Source organism: Nesterenkonia sedimenti (assembly GCF_012641515.1).
Lineage (GTDB): Bacteria > Actinomycetota > Actinomycetes > Actinomycetales > Micrococcaceae > Nesterenkonia > Nesterenkonia sedimenti.
The window spans coordinates 1-19,255 of the sequence record NZ_JABAHY010000020.1; the positions used below are offsets into that span (position 1 = coordinate 1).

At 63.2% G+C, this 19,255-nt stretch carries 15 protein-coding genes and 1 pseudogene; 10 read left to right on the forward strand and 6 right to left on the reverse strand.

Annotation, left to right across the window (positions count from 1 at the left end):
- The 4 genes from HGQ17_RS13610 to lgt all read left to right on the forward strand — a co-directional run.
- On the forward strand, positions 1 to 1,028 hold a 1,028-nt coding region (locus HGQ17_RS13610), incomplete at its 5' end, for an integrase core domain-containing protein (RefSeq protein WP_211090683.1).
- A 128-nt stretch (positions 1,029 to 1,156) separates the two neighbouring features.
- Entirely contained in the window at positions 1,157 to 2,476 is a 1,320-nt protein-coding gene (locus tag HGQ17_RS13615; protein ID WP_211090684.1) for a ferric reductase-like transmembrane domain-containing protein, read from the forward strand.
- 7 nt (positions 2,477 to 2,483) lie between these two features.
- Positions 2,484 to 2,588: a methionine/alanine import family NSS transporter small subunit gene (locus tag HGQ17_RS13620; RefSeq protein WP_168888500.1), complete on the forward strand. Its 105-nt coding sequence runs from the start codon at positions 2,484 to 2,486 to the stop codon at positions 2,586 to 2,588.
- Positions 2,589 to 2,607: 19 nt separating this feature from the next.
- Complete coding sequence (gene lgt, locus HGQ17_RS13625; protein ID WP_168888501.1) at positions 2,608 to 3,630, forward strand: prolipoprotein diacylglyceryl transferase; 1,023 nt, start codon at positions 2,608 to 2,610, stop codon at positions 3,628 to 3,630.
- Between the two features lie 68 nt (positions 3,631 to 3,698).
- Here the strand turns inward: lgt and HGQ17_RS13630 are convergent, their stop codons facing one another.
- A complete protein-coding gene (locus HGQ17_RS13630) occupies positions 3,699 to 4,046 on the reverse strand; it encodes a hypothetical protein (protein ID WP_168888502.1) in 348 nt (115 codons plus the stop codon).
- 119 nt (positions 4,047 to 4,165) lie between these two features.
- Between HGQ17_RS13630 and HGQ17_RS13635 the strand changes: the two are divergent.
- The 3 genes and pseudogenes from HGQ17_RS13635 to HGQ17_RS13645 form a co-directional block, all read left to right on the forward strand.
- Positions 4,166 to 4,282: pseudogene (locus HGQ17_RS13635) on the forward strand (metallopeptidase family protein); the annotation flags it as partial.
- Between the two features lie 374 nt (positions 4,283 to 4,656).
- Entirely contained in the window at positions 4,657 to 6,882 is a 2,226-nt protein-coding gene (locus HGQ17_RS15775; protein WP_168888503.1) for a C40 family peptidase, read from the forward strand.
- A gap of 844 nt (positions 6,883 to 7,726) precedes the next feature.
- Positions 7,727 to 8,728: a fructose bisphosphate aldolase gene (locus tag HGQ17_RS13645; RefSeq protein ID WP_324615300.1), complete on the forward strand. Its 1,002-nt coding sequence runs from the start codon at positions 7,727 to 7,729 to the stop codon at positions 8,726 to 8,728.
- Between the two features lie 56 nt (positions 8,729 to 8,784).
- On the opposite strand, the gene HGQ17_RS13650 is transcribed toward HGQ17_RS13645, so the two are convergent.
- The 3 genes from HGQ17_RS13650 to HGQ17_RS13660 form a co-directional block, all read right to left on the reverse strand.
- Entirely contained in the window at positions 8,785 to 9,828 is a 1,044-nt protein-coding gene (locus HGQ17_RS13650) for a type II glyceraldehyde-3-phosphate dehydrogenase (protein ID WP_138254277.1), read from the reverse strand.
- Between the two features lie 246 nt (positions 9,829 to 10,074).
- A complete protein-coding gene (locus tag HGQ17_RS13655) occupies positions 10,075 to 10,386 on the reverse strand; it encodes a metal-sensitive transcriptional regulator (RefSeq protein WP_168888504.1) in 312 nt (103 codons plus the stop codon).
- Positions 10,387 to 10,427: 41 nt separating this feature from the next.
- Positions 10,428 to 12,623 (reverse strand): heavy metal translocating P-type ATPase, encoded by a 2,196-nt coding sequence (locus tag HGQ17_RS13660; RefSeq protein WP_229503587.1) that lies wholly within the window; start codon positions 12,621 to 12,623, stop codon positions 10,428 to 10,430.
- Between the two features lie 437 nt (positions 12,624 to 13,060).
- Here HGQ17_RS13660 and pheS point away from each other — a divergent pair, with 437 nt between their 5' ends.
- Both pheS and pheT read left to right on the forward strand, forming a co-directional pair.
- Positions 13,061 to 14,116, forward strand: a complete 1,056-nt coding sequence (gene pheS / locus HGQ17_RS13665; protein WP_168888505.1) for a phenylalanine--tRNA ligase subunit alpha — start codon at positions 13,061 to 13,063, stop codon at positions 14,114 to 14,116.
- A gap of 3 nt (positions 14,117 to 14,119) precedes the next feature.
- Positions 14,120 to 16,657, forward strand: a complete 2,538-nt coding sequence (gene pheT / locus HGQ17_RS13670; RefSeq protein WP_168888506.1) for a phenylalanine--tRNA ligase subunit beta — start codon at positions 14,120 to 14,122, stop codon at positions 16,655 to 16,657.
- A gap of 42 nt (positions 16,658 to 16,699) precedes the next feature.
- On the opposite strand, the gene HGQ17_RS13675 is transcribed toward pheT, so the two are convergent.
- Both HGQ17_RS13675 and HGQ17_RS13680 read right to left on the reverse strand, forming a co-directional pair.
- On the reverse strand, positions 16,700 to 17,338 hold the full coding sequence (locus HGQ17_RS13675) for a response regulator transcription factor (protein WP_168888507.1): 639 nt from the start codon (positions 17,336 to 17,338) through the stop codon (positions 16,700 to 16,702).
- Positions 17,335 to 18,558, reverse strand: a complete 1,224-nt coding sequence (locus HGQ17_RS13680; protein ID WP_168888508.1) for a sensor histidine kinase — start codon at positions 18,556 to 18,558, stop codon at positions 17,335 to 17,337. The genes HGQ17_RS13675 and HGQ17_RS13680 overlap by 4 nt, the downstream gene beginning before the upstream one ends.
- Positions 18,559 to 18,756: 198 nt before the next feature.
- Here HGQ17_RS13680 and HGQ17_RS13685 point away from each other — a divergent pair, with 198 nt between their 5' ends.
- Positions 18,757 to 19,242 carry a hypothetical protein gene (locus HGQ17_RS13685; protein WP_168888509.1) on the forward strand — a complete coding sequence of 162 codons (486 nt, stop codon included), beginning with the start codon at positions 18,757 to 18,759 and terminating at the stop codon, positions 19,240 to 19,242.
- Positions 19,243 to 19,255: the final 13 nt, after the last annotated feature.

Consider the following 19,255-nt stretch of genomic DNA (forward strand, 5'->3'; position numbering starts at 1 on the left):
CTGGGCTGCTGGAACTTATCGACTACGCCGACCGTGAGGGCGATTGGTCTCTGCGTCGGGCCGCGGCGGTGCTGGGTCTGGATCATGTGCGGGTGATCCGCTGGCAGCACCGGGCCCAGGCTGGTCGGCTTGATGATGCCCCGCCCGGGCCGGATGAGGCGGCCCACGCGCTGCTGGCCGCTGAGCGGGAAGCGATCCTGCAGATCGCAGAAGGCTGGGCTGAGATTGACCGGTCGCACCGAAAGCTGGCCCACCGTGGCTCCCGGCTTCAGGCCTTCTACGCTTCCGAGTCCACCGTGCTGCGGGTCCTACGGGAAGCTGGCCTGCGACTTCCCGGACCCGCAGCCCGGGAACCGCTGGAGCCCCGCGCTTGGCCCGAATGGGCTGAACTGGTGCCAGGGGTGATCATGATCTATGACTTCACCCATTTCACCCGCGCACACCGCTGCGTGGTCGCGGTGATCGACGTGATCTCCAAATATTGGCTAGCGACTGTGGTCTCGGCTGAGGAGTCCTCCACCCAGGTCGAGGTCGCCTTCACCCGCGCGCTGGTCGCTGAGGGCAAAGAGCACCTGCTCGATGCCGACCTGCTCCAGGAGCTGGCTACCGGGACTGTGCCAGATAATGATGAGCGGATCCCAGTACTGCTGGCGATCTCCGATAACGGACCCCAGATGACTTCGAAGGCCACTGCCTCGTTCATGGCAGGTGCCCGGATCGCTCAGCACTTCGGCAGACCCGGAACCCCGAACGATCAATCCTGGGTCGAGTCCTTCTTCGGACACCTCAAAGCCGAGAACCCGCACCTTGAGAAGATCACCGAGCCCGGTGTACTTGAGTCCGAGCTGGACCGACTGCGGATTCACTACAACGCGGTGAGGTTGCACGAGGGCGTGGGCTACGTCACCCCAGAAGACGAACACTACGGCCGAGGCGAAGCAATCCGCGCCGCCCGCAGGGCCGGCCTGGTCAACGCTCGAGCCACTCGAATTGCTACAAGAAGGAGAACCCGGAAAGATCAATCATGAGGCCCACTCGCTGGTTGGGTATTAAACCCGCTCACTGGTGCATTATCTCTGACACACCTCGGTCTACTTCCCCGGCCTGCACTCCTACGCAGGCCTTCCAGAATGATCCCTCGACGAGGAGAAAGGCTTTGGCAGACATGCGAAGTCGTATCACGAGCAAGAAGACGCTCTTGCTGCGCCATCTGGGCATGGCGAGCGTTTCGGGGCTGTTGGTCTATCTGTTCTACCTGTCGTATTCGGCTTGGGGGGTCCAGCCAGCACTGTGGCCGGACTGGGGAGAGGACCATCCCTTCTGGCGAGCATGGGCACATGCTGCGTTCGTCCTGTTGTTCCTGACGTTGAGTCTCTCGCCCGCGTCGGCCTTCTGGAAGCCCGTCCAACGGTTGTTGCCGTGGCGGCGGGAACTCGGAATATGGTTCGCGGTACTGGCAGTAGGGCACGCCTACGCCATATGGGACCGTTGGGCGCGCGGGGACTTCGCAACGCTCTTCGGCTTCCAGTACGTGGAGGAGTTGGACAGATTCGTCCTGGCACGCGCCGAAGTCGGCATCATGAACATGATGGGGATGGTAATGCTGCCCATGATCATCTTGCTGGCGGTGACCTCCTCCGACCGAGCTGTGAACTTCCTTGGAGCGTCGTCGTGGAAATGGATCCACCGGAGCCTGGTGCACGTCATCTTCTACCTCGCCATGCTGCGTGGGACCCTATACTTCTTCTACTTCTTCCAGACGACCCCGCCCCAGTGGCAGGTCTACCCCTCGATCTGGTTCATGTACGTCTTCCTCGGCATGGGGGTCTTCGCGGTCTCGCTTCAAGCAGCCGCGTTCGCCAAGACCGTGCTCGGGCGGAAGCGCCAGCGGCGCGAGAGCGGGATGCTGACCGTTGCCGCAATCTCGGGTGTGGTCGCATTGATGGTCGCGCCTCTAGTGCTCATGCTGGGGACCGTAGCGTACTTCGACAGTCGCCTCCTCAAGGAGAACCCGCAGCTCACCGGCCAGGCGCAGACCCCACGAGAGGATGCCCAAACCCAAGTCCCTGACGAGTACGCACAGAGCTTCGAGATGGTCATCGAGGTTGATGGCCAGCAGGACCGACTCTGGGTGAGGGACCTGGACGATGCACCCTCGTTCCGGCTCACCACCCAGATCGAAGGAACACCGGTCGCGGACCAGATCTACCGGGTCGAGGAGCGAACCTTGTATGTCGCTGAGCAGGGCCCGGACTCGGAACTGACCTGGTCACGGACCGAGAACGTGGAGCCAGAAGACATCGACCTCCCAGAGATGGTCTTGGAGCCAGGCGCGTGGGCCGCACAGTTCGGCCCGGGGGAACACCGGGTCCCGGGGCCGGAAGGTGAGCTGCAGGTCACCATCCACAGCGTGGATGAGCCCATCGCCGAGGAGGTCTTCGAGATCCCCGAGGACGCAGACCCGGTATTGAGGTGATTCATCGATGACTACCGCAGCGATTGTGATGATGATCGTGGCTGTGGTGACGGTGTGGGGCGGCACGGTCGCCTCGATCATCCACCTCTCCCGGAACCCCGAAGAACCCTAAGCAAGGAGACGCACCCGATATGTTTGCCGCCATGATTTCTGCCGGATTCCCCTCCCCGCCGATGAACCACATCGACCTACCCGGCCCCTTCTCCATCGCCTTCTATTCCCTGGCAATCCTGCTGGGCATCGCCCTGGCAGTGGTGGTCGCCACCCGGCTGTGGAAGTCCCGCGGAGGCGACGGCGACGACATTCTCTCCGCCGCACTCTGGGCAGTGGTCTTCGGTATCATTGGCGCCCGGATCTACCACGTCATCAGCTCTCCCGACGCCTACTTCGGCGAAGGCGGAGACCTGCTGCGCACCGTCCAGATCTGGCAGGGCGGCCTCAGCATCATCGGTGCCGTGGCCGCCGGCTCGGTGGCCGTGTGGATCTTCTGCCGGCGCAACGGCATCAAATTCGGCGCCTTCGCTGACGCGATCGTGCCCGGAGTCATCCTGGCTCAGGCGATCGGCCGCTGGGGAAACTGGTTCAACCAGGAGCTCTACGGCGGCCCCACCACCCTGCCCTGGGGCCTGCAGATCGACACCGACCAGCCGCACCAAGCGCTGCCTCCCGGCGCCAGCGAATTCACCACATTCCACCCCACCTTCCTCTACGAATCACTGTGGAACCTGCTGGGATTCATTGCACTGGTCTGGCTCTATAAGCGCTTCCAGTTCAAACAGGGCCTGCTGGCCTGGACCTATGTGGCCTACTACATGATGGGTCGTTTCTGGATCGAATCGATGCGCCGCGACGAGCCCGATAAGAGCACCCAGTTCCCCTTGGAGTTCATCGGCCTGGACTGGAGGCTGAACCAGATCGTCGCCTTCGTCGTCTTCCTGATCGCCATCGCCGCTCTGATCTGGCTCTTCAGCCGCCGCCCGCGGACTGATGAGGCGTTGGCCGAGGAGCTGGAGATCCACACCCCGGCCTCTGAGCAGCGCAACCCTGTTGCGGGGCACAAAGTCGACCAGGACGCCCTGAAGGGGACGCCCGAAACCGACCCCAGTGGATCAGATTCTGAGACGGGGGGCGGTCAATTCCGGTCCAAGAAATGAGACGTGAACCGACGAAATCTGCACCCGGTTCGCCGCGTTCCCGGAGAAGGCTGGTCTCTACGACCCGCTCAATGAGTAGGCACACCCGCCCGTCGCCGCAGCCCGGATAGACTGTGGGAAGTCTCTTCCAGGCTCCCCAGCACGAGGAAACTGAGCAGGACACCGTACAACGGCAGGTGTCCCAGAAACTCGGTCGCCCCAAAGAGCGCCAGCGTCGCGGTGAACGGCACGGCCATCAGGATCGCAACCACCTGCGGCAGAGCGCCGGAGATGACGAGCAGCCCCAACAAAAGCTCGACGGACCCGGCAACCACCGCGAAGGCGTCGGCGCTTACCCCGAACGGGGCAAGGAGATTGAGGAGCGGTTCCTGCTCGAGCATAGCCCGCGCCATCTCTGGATTCGCCAGCTTCTCCACGATGGCCAGGGAAATGAGGGTTACGCCCGCGCCAAGCTTGAGACCGAACGTCGCCCGGCTAAGGTGGTCGTATTCATGAGTGCATGTGTGCGCGAACCATCCAGTGATTTCGAACCTGGAGGCTTCTCAGGCCCGGCGAGGAGGTCGTCGAGCAGGTGATGGTCACTGTGGTCCACGAAGTCGCACACTTCTTCGGCATCGATTATCCGACCCTGCACCGGCTGGGATGGGGCTGAGAGGGCCCCACAGCAGGGCTTAGCACAGACCTGTGACGAAGTTGTGGAGGTACAACCTTCAACCTACTTGAAGGTTTGAAGTATACCGTTCTGTGACCCTTCTCCCCCGGCATCACGCGGATCCAAGCCTCACAGTTAAGTCACAGAAACGACACGGCCTATTGCCACCGTGACCTTCTCGCAATTACTGTGAACCTCGTAGCGCCGCGAGGGTCACTAAGCAGACACAATTCCCAAGGCAGCGCCTGAACCGGGACTCCCATCGCATCCCCCGGGCCGGGCGCTCCAAACGTCAGCTCCCCGATCCGAGAGGCTCCTCACCAGGAGGGGCATCTGCGCTGTGTTGCACCAGTGAGGAAAAGTGAGGAACTACCGTGAAACACCGTCGCAATCTCGCGGTGGCGGCCGTGACCGCCGTCGTGGTGACTACAGCGCTTGTCGGGACGACTCTGCCCGACCTGGTCGCTGACCGGACAGGTGACGCCGTCGCCGAACAGTCCGAGAGCGAGCAGAACCTCGCCGACAACTTCGTTGTCACCGAGCTGCCGGACACCCCCTCTGCCAAAGAGATCGCCACTGCCAAAGAGTCCGATCAGGCACGGGAGAAGCTGATGGCAGATATTGCCGGACGCATCAACCAAGCCAGTGAGCGCGCCAATGAGCTTGAGTCCGAGCTGCAGCGCCAGCAGTCCCTGGCCGCCTCCCGCATGGCAGAAGCCGCAGAGGCCGCCGAAGCCGCCGAGCAGGCCACGCTGGAAGCAGAGGCCGCTCTGGCCATGGACGCCTACGATGACTATCAGGAGGAGGACTCCTCCGCGGCCGATGTGCTGCTGGGCGATGAGGGCACCCTCGCCGAGGATGCGACAGACCAGCAGCGCGAGGAGCAGGCTGAGCAGGCCGCCGTCGAGGCCGAACAGGCCGCACGAGAGGCCGAGGCCGAGCGTGAGCGCGCCGAAGCCGCCGCCCAGGAGACCGCCGAGGACCTAGAGAACCTTGGTGAGGGCACTGCAGAGACCCGCGCCTCCCAGCAGGAGGTCGGTGCGAACCTGCGCGAGCAGCTGGAAGCACTGCGGGACCTTGAGGGTTGGGAGGGAAGCTTCGAAAGCTTCCTGGAGAACTTCCTGGGCAATGCTGACTTCCTCGATGAGGACGGTGAGATCGACGAAGAGCAGCTGGCCTACCGGATCCAGCAGCTGCGCGCCGACGCCGAGCAGACTCAGGTGACCGCAGCAGCCGCTGAAGCTGCCGACTTCGACTCACTGACTGAAGAGCAGCGCGAGCTGCTGGCCGCCGGCGCAGAGGTGGACGGCGTTGACAGCGTGCGCGACTACTACGAGTTGGTGCTGGACAACTCCAACTTCACCAGCTCCACCGGAGCCGTCAACTGGGATGCTGTCGCCGCCCATGTGGACCACCTGGAGTCGCAGGCCGAAGCGGACGAGACGGAACAGGAAGAGCCCAGTGCGGCGCCATCCCCGTCATCGACTCCAAGTCCCAGCGCGACCCCAAGCCCCACCGAGACTCCGAGCCCCAGCGCCACACCGACACGGAGCGCCACTTCCAGCACCGCCTCGAACCAGAGTTCACCGGCGAGCTTCGACTCCCTCAGCTCAGCACAGCGCGAGCTGCTGGCTGAGGCCGGTGAGCTGGAGAGCGGCAGCAACGCCGAGGACTACTACCGGATGGTGCTGGACAACTCCAACTTCACCACCAGCGGCGGCTCCGTCAACTGGACCGTGCTGGAGGGCCACCTCTCCTACCTGCAGGCCCAGGAAGAAGCAGAGGAGCAAGCCGAGGAGGAGGCCGAGGCTGCTCCGAGCCTCTCACCGACTCCCTCGCCGTCGCAGTCGTCCTCTCCTTCACGGGCTGCCACGCAGCAGTCCTCCACCCCGTCGATTCCGTCCTGGGGAAACCTCTCCAGCTCCATGCAGAGCCTGCTGAGCACCGGCGCGGAGCTGGAGCCGGGCTTCAGCGGCAGCGGCGGTGACTATTACCGGGCAGTGCTGAACAACCCAGACCTGACCACCGGTGACGGTCGAGTCTCGCAGAACGCTCTGCAGTGGCACGTGAACTACTTGGAGAGCCAGAACACCTCAAGCTCCAGGTCAAGCTCCGGCTCGAGCTCCTCTTCTTCACCGAGCCCGACCCAGTCGGCCACTCCCACCCCGACTCAGACCCCGACGCCGACCCCCACTCCGACCCAGACGCAGACTCAGACTGCTAACCCGCAGCCTGCCAGCGGCGGTGGGAGTAATGCCGCGCAGATCGCAATGGACTGGGCGGTCAACACCGCCAACCGTTCGGACACTTATTACCGGCTGGGCGGCAATGGCCCTAACGCTTGGGACTGCTCCAGCTTTACTCAGGCAGCCTATGCTGCGGCTGGAGTGAGCCTTGGGCGGACTACCTATGATCAGATCACCCAGGGACGCCAGGTGCCTTGGGATGAGCGTCAGCCCGGTGACCTGATCTTCTGGGGCGACTACCACATGGCTATCTACCTGGGCGACGGACGAATCGCCGATGCCGGCTCCCCCTCCTCCGGTGTGACCGTGCGCAGCATCTTCGGCTCGCCCACCAGCGTGCGAAGGGTGACCTGACCCTGAGCCATCCGGCTACGCTCCAGCGGTAGGGAGCCCAGCCTGAATAACTGAATATCTCACTGGTTGATGCCCCCGGTTTCGGACGCCGGGGGCATCACTCGTTGACGTAAACTTCTGTCGATGGTTCGAATTTTCGTGGGCGGCTACATCGGCGTTCTGGCCATCAAGTTTTACGCCGACTACCAACGCTAAGGCGAGCAGGTCCCGTCACGTGGGACGCCAACATCGTGACCATCTGATGGCAATGAACCTCGTGGTGGCCACGACCATAGCGATGGTCAGCGTCAACACATGGACCTGGTCCAGGAGAACTTGGGAGGCCCCAGCCCGACGTCGCCCTGATGCTCGCCGCATGCGGATGCGGGTCCGTGATCGTCTCCATGGATACACCGGCGCTGTTGGAGCGCATACCGGATCGTCGTCATGCTCACCAGGCCTGCCCGTATCGCTTCTTCCTGACGTCGTTGACGTGTGAGTCGCCGGGACACGACAGTGGGCAGCACTACTCGCGGCAAGGCTCCTCACCGGCGCGACTCCCTCACCGATCCTCATCCCGCCAGCGCGACCGCTGCCTCGCAACAGCATCGAGCTGAGCAGACTTTGCTGCTCGTCGCGCAGTCCTCGCTGGTACAGGCCTGTTTTCTTCTGACCTGCCCGCTGGCCGGCGCTTTCGGTGCCGCCATCGGCTTACCAGTAGTCGCTCTTCTCAGCTGCGCTTGGCGCGACCGACGCCGGGCAAGCCGCATTATTTGGGGGAGACGCTCCCACGCTGAACATTCTGCGAGGCGAAAGACTCCCCGGCACTCCAGAGGTTCACGCTCCTCATGATCTACATGCGGAGGTGAACTGCCATAACCATCCCTTCGACAGAGGGGGGACCCGAGGGCAGAGACAAATTACCGCGAGGGACAGTAGGCTCAAGAATCACAGCAGCAGTTCGAGTACACCGAGGGGGAGCCATGGACTCAGCCAAACAGGACAGGGTCAAGAACGAGGTCGGTTCATCGCAGCGTTAGATCAAAGCGGGGGCAGCACACCGAAAGATTTGAAACTCTACGGAATCGAGGCGGAGGCCTATCCCAACCAGGAAGTGATGCTCGACCTAGTGCACGAGATGCGGACCCGGATCATCACAAGCCCAAGCTTCGATGGTGCCCGCATCCTCGGGGCTATCCTGTTCGAAGACACGATGAACCGTTACATCGAAGGAACCCCCACGGGGGATTACCTCTGGGACGTCAAGGGCATCGTGCCGTTCCTTAAGATCGACAAGGGCCTGGCTGAAGAATCACACGGAGCTCAGGTGATGAAGCCCATCCCTGACCTAAACAACCTGCTCAAGAGTGCGATCAGCAAAGGAATGTTCGGCACCAAAATGCGTTCGCTCATCAAAGAGCCAGGGGAGGGGCTCCACGCTGTGGTCGCGCAGCAATTCGCGATCGCTCAACAGATCCTCCAGTTCGGTTTGGTTCCTATTGTTGAGCCGGAGGTCGATATCCATAGCCCCCGAAAGGCTGAGACGGAGAAGCAGCTCAAAGCGGCACTCCAAAGCGAATTGGACCATCTCGGCGAGGACCAGTCAGTCATCCTCAAACTGACGCTTCCCGAAGTCGAGAACCTCTACCACGAGCTCGTAGAGCACCCACGGGTGCTCCGGGTGCTGGCATTATCCGGCGGCTACTCCCGAGCCGAAGCCACTGCTCGCTTGGCACGCCACCAGGGAGTCATTGCCAGTTTCTCACGCGCTCTGACCGAGGGACTCACCGTCACCCAGAGCGACGACGACTTCGACGTTGCCCTGGGTGAAGCAGCTGAAACAATTACGGACGCCTCGCGCACCTGACCTCGAAGTCTGGGATCAATCTCGTCCTGCCCGTGTGGTGAGGTTTGTTGTTTGAGCTAATCGGTGGCCGTAAAGTCGGCGCGCACCCCTAGAGCACGATCGGTGCGCCGGATGGATTCTGCGCCGTCCTCCACGGTCCCAGCTAATGCGCGGATGGCGTCGATGTTCTCGGGGGTCACGATGGCCTGGTTATCGATTGTGTACGTCCAGAACAGTTCATTGCCCTGCACGGTCAAGATGTCTTCCCAGATGGCGACCTCGTACATGTCGCCGCGGGGCCTGCCCAGATCCTGCATCAGCTCCACGGTGCTGTTGACCGCAACAACCCCGTCCGAACGTTTCACGAAAGCGATCCGCGGCATCGCCTTTAACGCCGCGAGGACCTCTTCTGCCTCTGCCGCACGGGTAAGCTCCACCGTCCAGAAGTGCAGATGATTCTGTGTGTGCGCTCCCTTGGCCGCCATCGTCACCACGTCCAGATTGGGGACCACTGACTGGGCGTCCGGGCCCTGATGGCTGGGGATGCGGCCTTCGGGGACAACTGTGTTCATGATTCCCGAGTGATCGGATTCCCACGGGTCCGTGGCCCTCCGCACCAGCACGCCCCGGGCTTTGGACAGCAATTCGGCGTCCTGGAGCGCAGTCAGCGTGCGGACGGTAGCGGTGGTGTTGCACGAGACCACGCGAGTCGTATCCCGGCCCAACGTGGATTTGTAATTGGCGTGAGCGACGAAAGAGTGACCGGTGAGACTGTGCTTTTCCCCACCCTGGAAGACCGACTTGACGCCGAGGCTGCGATAGAGGTCTACGTTTGCGGCTCCGATGCCAGCCGGAGTGCAGTCGACGACGACGTCGACCTTGCCCAGCAGGTCCGACAGCCCGCCGACGAGGGGGTATCCCGCAGCCCGCATCTGCTGCCGGGCCTCGTCGGTTGAGGCATAGACCGGGATGCCTTTCGCAACCGCTGAGGCGACCCGATAATCGGCGGTGACGTCGCTGACCCCGACCAGCTCCATGTCTTCCTGGGCTTCCACCGCGTCAGCTACACGCTTACCGATAACCCCGTAACCATTGACAGCGACTTTGATCTTGTGTTCCATAATCGATTTCCTTTCGAGAAAGTGGGCAGGGCGGTCGTGTCCCGGAACCGAGTGTCAGGTAGCGGGCCCTGTAGTCATGTCTAGCTTGCTTCTGGGCGGCCTAAGGTGACACCGCCAGGGATCGGTGCGCACTTGCAGGACAGGCTCCGAACTTTCCTAGCATGGTTGTCTGCAAGCCTGAAGTCTAAGGTCGAGATTTCGTTGGGCTTGATGGACGCTTTGAAGTTGGGCGACACAACAGTCGTTCTAGGATCGTACGAGGCGGGCGATGGCGTCGGAGGCTTCTTTGATCTTGGCTTCGGCTTCATCGCCATCATCCTGTACCGCTGAGACAACACAGTGTTTGAGGTGGTCATCGAGCAGGCCTAAGGCCACCTTCTCCAGCGCGGAGTTGATCGCACTGATCTGGGTGAGGATGTCTATGCAGTAGGTGTCCTCGTCGACCATCCGGTGGATGCCGCGGACTTGGCCTTCGATGCGCTTGAGGCGGGCGAGGTAGCGGTCCTTGTCGCTGATGTAACCGTGGCCTGCGGTGGGCGAGTCGGTCGTAGTGGTCATTCTGGTTTTCTCCTGCTTTGGTGTGGGCTTTTTCTCCGGCGCTAGACCCGGTCGAGGATTCGGTCGGTGCTGGCCTGCGGAGTGAGGTCAAGGCGGCGCAGCAGCTGAGCATTCAGGGCCACCACGACGGTGGAGGCCGACATCAGGATCGCGCCGACGCTCATCGGCAGCACGAACCCGATCGGAGCCAACACGCCGGCGGCCAGCGGCACCGCAGCGATGTTGTAGCCGGCAGCCCACCACAGGTTCTGCTTCATCTTCCGGTAGCTGGCCCGGGAGAGCTCGAAGATTGAGAGCACCGAGCGCGGATCGGAACTGGCCAGGATCACCCCGGCTGAGCCGATGGCCACATCGGTGCCGGCACCGATGGCGATACCCACGTCAGCTTGCGCCAGAGCCGGGGCATCGTTGACGCCGTCGCCGACCATGGCCACCTTCTTGCCCTCGTCCTGCAGTTCAGCAACCTTGGCGGCCTTGTCCTCCGGCCGGACTCCGGCGAAGACCCGGTCGATGCCAAGGTCCTTGGCCACGGTCTCTGCCACCGCCTGGGCGTCTCCGGTGATCATCACCACCTGCACCCCGCGGGCATGCAGGGCGTCGACCGCATCGCGGGACTCGGGACGGATCTCATCGGCCAGCCGCAGCGCGCCGATGACCTCACCATCAGCCAGGACGTGCAGAATGATCGCGCCCTGCTCGCGCCACTGCTCGGCGACCGAGAGCTCCTTCTGGTCATGGGTCTCCAGCAGGTAGGGGCCGCCGACCTCCACCACTGTTCCATCAACGGTGGCTTTGACGCCCACCGCTGGGGAGGAGGAGAAGTCGGTGGCTTTGGGCACGTCCAGGCCGCGGGTACCGGCAGCTGCCACGATGGCCCAGGCCAAGGGGTGCTCACTGTCAGACTCAGCGGCTGCGGCCAGGGCCAGCACGTCGTCGTCGTGATGGCTTCCCACCGGGTGAACACCGGTGACGGTGGGCTCCCCCTTGGTCAGGGTGCCGGTCTTGTCGAAGAGGACCGAGTCCACGGTGCGCATGGATTCCAGCGCCAGGCGGTCCTTGACCAGCACCCCTCCGCGAGCGGCACGTTCGGTGGCGATGGAGACCACCAGCGGGATCGCCAGGCCCAAGGCGTGGGGGCAGGCGATGACCAGCACTGTGATGGTGCGCACCACTGCGGCATCGGGCATGCCGAGGAGAGCCCAGACCAGCGCGGTGATCAGGGCCGCGCCCAAGGCGAACCAGAACAGCCAGCCCGCAGCAGTGTCGGCGATGCGCTGGGCGCGGGAGGAGGAAGCCTGCGCATCGGCAACGAGCTTCTGGATACCTGCCAGGGCGGTGTCGTCGCCGGTGGCGGTGACTTCTACCCGCAGCCCGGAGTCGGTGGCCACAGTGCCTGCCACGACCTGGTCGCCGGTTCCGCGGCGCACCGTCTTGGACTCGCCGGTGACCATTGATTCATCCATCGACGCGCTGCCGTCGACGATTCTGCCGTCGGCCGGCACCGAGGAGCCGGGGCGCACGATCACCACGTCGCCGAGGACCAGATCGGCCGGAGCCACCTTAACGACGTCGTCGCCGTCGACCTTCTCGGCCTCATCAGGCAGCAGGGCCGCCAGGGAGTCCAGGGCGGAGGTGGTCTGAGCCAGGGATCTCATCTCAATCCAGTGGCCCAGCAGCATGATGACCACCAGCAGCGCCATCTCCCACCAGAAGTTCAGTTCATGGTCCAAGATGCCGAGGGTCGCGCCCCAGGAGGCGATGAACGCCACCGTGATAGCCAACCCGATCAGCAGCATCATGCCAGGGTTGCGGTCTCGTATTTCGCTGACCGCCCCGGTCAGGAACGGCTGGCCGCCCCAGATGTAAACGATCGTGCCCAGGATCGGGGATACCCACCACACCCACGCCGCATCGGGCAGCTGGTAGCCCAGCAGGTCGGCGAACATGGGGTTGAACGCCACCACCGGGGCCCCAAGGGCCAGCATGATCCAGAACAGCCGCCGGAACTGACCCACATGATCGCCATGATCACCGTGACCGTGTCCTGAGTGTCCGCCATGTCCGGCGTGTCCACCATGTGCTTCATGACCAGCGTGATGCTCGCCTTCGTGCCCGTGGCCCTCATGGTCGTGCCCGTCGTGGCGGCTGTGTTCGTTGTGGTGGCCGTGGTGCCCACTGTGCTCGTGGTGCGCATCGTGGTCAGTTGCTTGCTGCGATCCTGTTGGGGGCTGACTCATACTGCTTTCTCCTCACTCTTTCTCTCCTTAGCAGCTCTCGAACTTTGCCCAGTGGGCTGGTCTGAGAGTGTCCGGCGGAGAGGCCTTCAGCAGTCACGTTTCCCGATGAAAAGTGGGAATAGAGTGGGGCGAAGCCTCGATAGAGGCCGCATCCTCTGAACCTGCATAGCCTTACATCCCCTTCAAATCAAGGGATGTCTGACCCCAGACATGGAAGACGCGCGCAGAAGCAGTGAGGAGGGCTTCTGCAGGAGCCACGCTTCCCATCGCGCACTTTCCATTAGAACACGTATTCTAGGGGGTGGCAAGGGTTCGTCCAGCGAAAATCAAAGATGTGTTCGAGTCTCTGTGCAGGGGAATCGGCTCCCAGAACGGAGGTTCGAAGGGCTGTGTCATGGAGTCGGCATCCACGCCCGCAACGGCATAAACTGAGCATCATGTCTGAGCCGGATTCCCCCGTTCCCCATCCATTGGACGAGGCTGCCATTGAGCAATGTGTTGCCACAGCCTTAGCCGATTTCGAGGCCGCAAGCGATCTCGAAGAGATCAAAACAGCGCGGCTGTCCCACACCGGGGAGAAAGCCCCCATCGTGCTGGCCAATCGGCAGATCAAGGACCTCGAGAAGGACCAGAAGAAAGAGGCCGGTAAGCTGCTCGGTGCTGCCCGCGGCCGCATCCAGAAGGCCCTGGCTGCCCGCACTGAGGTGCTGGAAGCCGAACATGCCGAGCGGATCCTGGTCGAGGAGACAGTCGATGTCACCGCGAGCCCGCGGCGTCGTCGTCTCGGCTCCCGGCACCCGCTGAATCTCCTGCAGGAACGTGTGGCCGATGTCTTCACCGCCATGGGCTGGGAAATCGCCGAAGGTCCTGAACTGGAATCCGAATGGTTCAACTTCGATGCTCTGAACTTCGATCCCGATCACCCCGCCCGGGAGATGCAGGACACCTTCTATGTGGAGCCACGGGAATCGAACCTCGTGCTGCGTACCCACACCTCTCCGGTACAGGTCCGTTCCCTGCTGGAGCGCGAACTGCCCGTCTACGTGCTCTGTCCCGGAAAGACATTCCGCACCGACGAACTGGATGCCACCCACACCCCGGTCTTCCACCAGTTCGAAGGCCTCGCCGTGGACAAAGGCCTCACTATGGCCGATCTCAAAGGCACCCTGGAGCACTTCGCCCGGGCGATGTTCGGGCCCGAAGCAGCCATCCGGCTGCGCCCCAGCTATTTCCCCTTCACCGAACCCAGTGCAGAGATGGACGTCTGGGACCCCGGGGCCAAAGGTGGCCCCCGATGGGTGGAATGGGGCGGCTGCGGCATGGTCCACCCCAATGTGCTGGCCGCTGCCGGCATCAAAGACCCCGAATACACCGGATTCGCCTTCGGTATGGGGGTCGAGCGCACTCTGATGTTCCGCAACTCCGTACCGGATATGCGGGACATGATCGAGGGCGATATCCGGTTCAGCCAGCGATTCGGACAGGAGGTCTGAGGCATGCGTATCCCATTGTCATGGATCCGGGAGTACACCCAGTTCCCCGCAGAGGCCACCGCCGAGGACCTTATGGCCGAACTGGTCAAAGTAGGCCTGGAGGAAGAAGACGTCCACGCCCCGGAACTCTCCGGGCCCATCGTCGTCGGCCAGGTTCTGGAGAAGACTCCGGAGCCCCAGTCCAACGGCAAGACCATCAACTGGTGCCAGGTCCGCGTGGTGCCCCAAGGCCAACAGCAGACTCTCACCGGTGACGGCATTGACCCTGAAGGAGTGCAGGGAATCGTCTGCGGGGCGCATAACTTCGAGGTCGGAGACAAAGTCGTGGTCACCCTGCCCGGCTCTGTGCTGCCCGGAGACTTCCGCATCTCAGCCCGTAAGACCTACGGCCACCTCTCCGCCGGCATGATCGCCTCGGTCAAAGAACTGGGCATCGGCGAGGACCACGACGGAATCCTGGTGCTCTCCACCATCGGCCTGGACCCCGAGCCCGGCACCGACGCCATGGAACTGCTGGGTCTCTACGACACAGCCGCCGAAATCAACGTCACCCCTGACCGCGGTTACGCCTTCAGCATCCGCGGTGTGGCCCGCGAATACAGCCACGCCACCGGAACAGGCTTCACCGACCCCGTCGCACAGGTGACCCTGCCGGAGAACACCACCGAGGGACAGCCGGTAGAGATCGACGACGCCGCCCCCATCTACTCGGTGCCAGGCTGCAGCCGGTTTGTCACCCGTACTGTCACCGGAGTCGATGCCACCGCCCCAACACCGGCATGGATGGCCTCCCGGCTCCGTCTGGCCGGGATGCGCCCGATCAGCCTGGCAGTCGACATCTCCAACTACGTAATGCTCGAACTGGGTCAGCCGCTGCACTTCTACGACGCCGATAAGCTCAGCGGAACTATCCGGGTCCGCCGGGCCGCCCCGGCCGAGAAGTTGGTCACCCTGGATGAGAAGGAGCGGGAGCTTCACCCCGAGGACCTCCTGATCACCGATGATTCCGGGCCTATCGGTATTGCCGGTGTTATGGGCGGAGCCACCACCGAGGTCAGCTCCGAAACCAGCACCATCGTGATCGAAGCCGCTAATTTCGACCCCATCACTGTCGCGCGGTCCAAGCGCCGCCATAAGTTGCCCTCAGAGGCCTCCAAACGGTTCGAACGCGGAGTGGACACCCAGCTGCAGGCAGTGGCCGCCCAACGTGCGGTGGACCTCCTGGTCGAATTGGCCGGCGGCACCGACACCGGGGCAGCCACCGAGGTCGGAGAGACCACCGCTGTGGAGCCCATCGCCTTGGACCCCCAGCTGCCGGAGCGTCTCACCGGTGTCCCCTACAGCATCGATCAGATCACCAAGACACTGACTGATATCGGTGCCGAGATTCAGGAGCAGAACGGTTCGCTGCTGGTGACCCCGCCGAGCTGGCGACCCGATATCACCATCCCCGAGGCGCTGGTGGAGGAGATCGCCCGGCTCATCGGCTACGACAAGATCCCCTCCCGACTGCCGGTAGCACCTGCAGGCCGTGGTCTGACGGCACAGCAGCGTCGTCGTCGTGCTGTTGCCTCCGGTCTCTCCGGGGCTGGATTCACTGAGGTGCTGAACTACCCGTTCTACTCGGTGGAGGCCAATGGGCTCTTCGGCCGGGCGGATGCCTCCCAGCCGCTGTCGCTGGTGCGATTGGCGAACCCCATCGCCTCCCAGTACCCGACCCTGCGCACCACCCTGCTGCCGGGTCTGCTCGATGCGGTCCGCCGCAACGTCTCCCGTGGCTTCAAGGACCTCGCGTTGTTCGAGACCGGCTCGGTCTTCCTGCCCGGGGATCAGCTGGGTTCCAAGGAGATCCCCGGACTCGGCGCCTACCCGGGTGACACGGTCATCCAAGGGCTTGAGGCCGGAATCCCCGACCAGCCGCTGCATATCGCCGCCGCCCTGGCCGGGGCTGAGCCCGCCGCCGAACTTGGCGGTGAAGCCCGCCAACGGGACTGGGCCGATGCCGTGGCCGCAGCCCAGGACGTGGCCGCACTGCTGAACGTGGAACTGGAAATCGCCCAGGGGCAGCACCAGGCCTTCCACCCCGGCCGCACCGCCCAGCTGCGGCTGGCCGGCGAACTCATCGGCTACGCCGGTGAGCTGCACCCCAAACTGGTCGAGGAACAGGACCTCCCGGCGCGCACCAGTGTCATGGAGTTGAACTTCAGCGCACTGCTCGCTGCAGCCCCCGATCAGGTCACCGCCGAGCCGATCAGCACCTTCCCGCCCACCACCCAGGATGTCGCCCTGGTGGTGGATGAGAAGACCACTGCCGGTGAGCTGAAATCGACCCTCGCCGAGGGCGCCGGTGAGCTGCTGGAGGATATTGAGCTCTTCGACGTCTACTCCGGGACCGGAATCGAACCGGGAAAGAAATCCCTGGCCTTCGCCCTGCGGTTCCGGGCTGAGGACCGAACCCTGACTGCCGAGGAAGCCTCCGAGGCCCGTGAGGCTGCCGTAGCCCTTGCCGCATCACGGCACGGGGCACTGCAGCGCAGCTGACCGGCAGGTCCACTCACGAAGAACGGCTGATCAGCCCACCGCTCAGGCAATCCCTGCGCGGTGGGCCATGATCGCCAATTCGGTGCGGTCACGGGCCCCCAATTTCGCCAGGATCCGGCTGACATAGGTCCGGGCAGTGGCTGGGCTGAGATACATCTCCACAGCGATCTCCGCATTGGTCCGGCCCTGTCCGATAGCAGTGAGCACCTCGAGCTCGCGTTCGGTGAGTTCTGAGAAGTCTGGCGGCAGCTCGCGGGGAGCATCATCGGCAACCCGGTCCATCAGTTTGCGCATGATTCTGGGGGAGAGCTGAGTGTCCCCGGCAGCCACGGCATGCACAGCCTCTCGAAGTCGAGCCCCCGGAGTATCTTTCAGGAGATAGCCGGCGGCACCGGCATGAATGGCCCGGGTGACCTCATCGTCGTCGTCGAATGTGGTCAGAATCAACACCTGAGGCGGATGATGCCACTCGTTGATTCGACGAGTCGCCTCCACGCCGTCCATACCCGGCATGCGAATGTCCATTAAGACCACATCTGGATCAGAACTGCGTGCAGCCTCCAGCGCAGCCTGACCGTCCTCGGCCTCACCGACCACCTCAATCTCAGGGTCATTCTCCAATAGGGCGCGCAGACCAGCGCGCACCAGATGCTGATCATCTGTGAGCAGAACCCGGATCATGCCAGCGCCTCTTCCTGATGCCGATCAGAGGACAGCGGGATGTGGGCCCGAACCTGAAACCCCTTATGCCACGGCCCTGCCTCCAGGGTCCCACCCAGGGCCGAGACCCGTTCCTTCATGCCCAATATCCCCATCCCGGAGCTGATGGACTGTGCTGAGCCCTTGCGGGGGCCTTCATCGCGGACACAGATCTCCAAAGCGCCCTCCTGCTCGGTAATGCTGACCGCCACAGTCTCGGTGGCCGAATGCTTGGCAGTATTGGTCATCGCCTCCTGCACAATCCGGTAGGCGGTGGCCTCAACTTTATGCTCGTACTGATCCGCCACCTCGATCTGGGCATTGACCTCCAGCGGCGAGGTCACGAAGACAGTGGAGTCCAAGGCCCGGATAGACAGCAGCGGCGGGCTGACCTCGTATTCGCGCAGGGTCTGAACTGTATCCCGGAGCTGACGCATCATCTCCCGGCTGGTGGAGCCGACAACCCCCAGGGCACGCTGGGCAGCCTGTGGGTCCTCCGGGATGGCCTCAGCGGCGACATCAGTATGCATGGAGATCACCGTGGTCTGATGGCCCAGGGTGTCATGCAGTTCGCGGGCGATATCAGCGCGTTCGGTGGCCGCCACAGCCTGGGCCAATGCCCGCTCCTGCTGCGCGGTGGCTTCGATGACCCGGGCAGAACGCTCCGCAAGCTCACGCCGAGAACGGATAGTGTCCCCCAGGGCGATCACTGCGGCCATCAGCGCGATATCCGGGGCCAAGGTGTAGACGAAGAGTGAGAGCAGATGAGTATCGGTCTCCCGCACGAATGAGGCCGCCAGTGCAGCAGCGAAGATCATGAACAGCAGAGCACCCACAATGGTCACCGGCCACCGGAGACGATGACGTTCCGCCGCTGAGTACAGGGCCGGGGCCAGGGGGATGCCCAAACCGATATTGGGGTAGCCCAGCAAGATATAGCCCAGCAGGATCAACAGGCTCAGGCACAGCACCAGCAGTGGGAAAGTTCTGCGCAGAAGCATCAGCGCGCCCAGTGCAACCGCGCAGATATAGGCCAATGTATCCGGCATCCGGAACCCGCCCTGCTCGGCCTGAATCAACCAGCTCAGCACCAGGATCAGCCCAAGGCCCAGTGCTACATCGGCGACTCGGGGCCGGCGGGTGAACCACAGGCGAAGCCTCTCAGAACGGGTCAAGGGGCCGTCCGGCAGTGTTAAAGCCATGAAATCAGTCTAAGGAACGGTGCTGACTGAGGGCAGTCGCTCAGAGATGACAACCAGGTGTCGCCTCAGTACGACATCAACTTCCTCCTGTGGGCCGATGTGCAGCCGGAGGCGGCTGCCTAGATTGGAGGAACCAGAGAAAACCACGGGTTCCTACCCCAGGAGGTAAAGATGATGGCGATGGACCGAGGAATGAGCATGGCGATGCCGACCGAAGAGCTGCTGCAGCAGTATTTCGATGATCGCCTGGCTCTGGCACGTCTGGGTTTCCTGCAGCGGATGGGGAGATTCCCCGACGCCGACCTCACTGTCGGGCAGCTGCGGATCGTGCTGCTGATCGCCTCTGGCGTCACCAGCTCCCGGGCCCGGCTGTTGGCTCTGCTGGGCCAGCCGGAGGAGGAGCTGGACCAGGACCTCGAGCAGCTGCACCACAAGGGGTACCTCGAAAGGACTGGTACTGAAGGTATCCAACTGATGCCTACAGAGACGGCTATGGACGTGCTTGATGCGGTTGCTGACCGAAAGGACAGCATAATGGAGCTTCTGGCCGCCATGGACCCCCAGGACTTGGCAGCCCTGGTGCGCGGAACCCACGCCCTGCGTTCGGCCATGGAACTCGATGCGGCCATGGAGCACAGCGCGATGATCCTTGGCGAGCAGATCCTGAAGATGCGCCAGGACTGATGGCCGAGCCTGA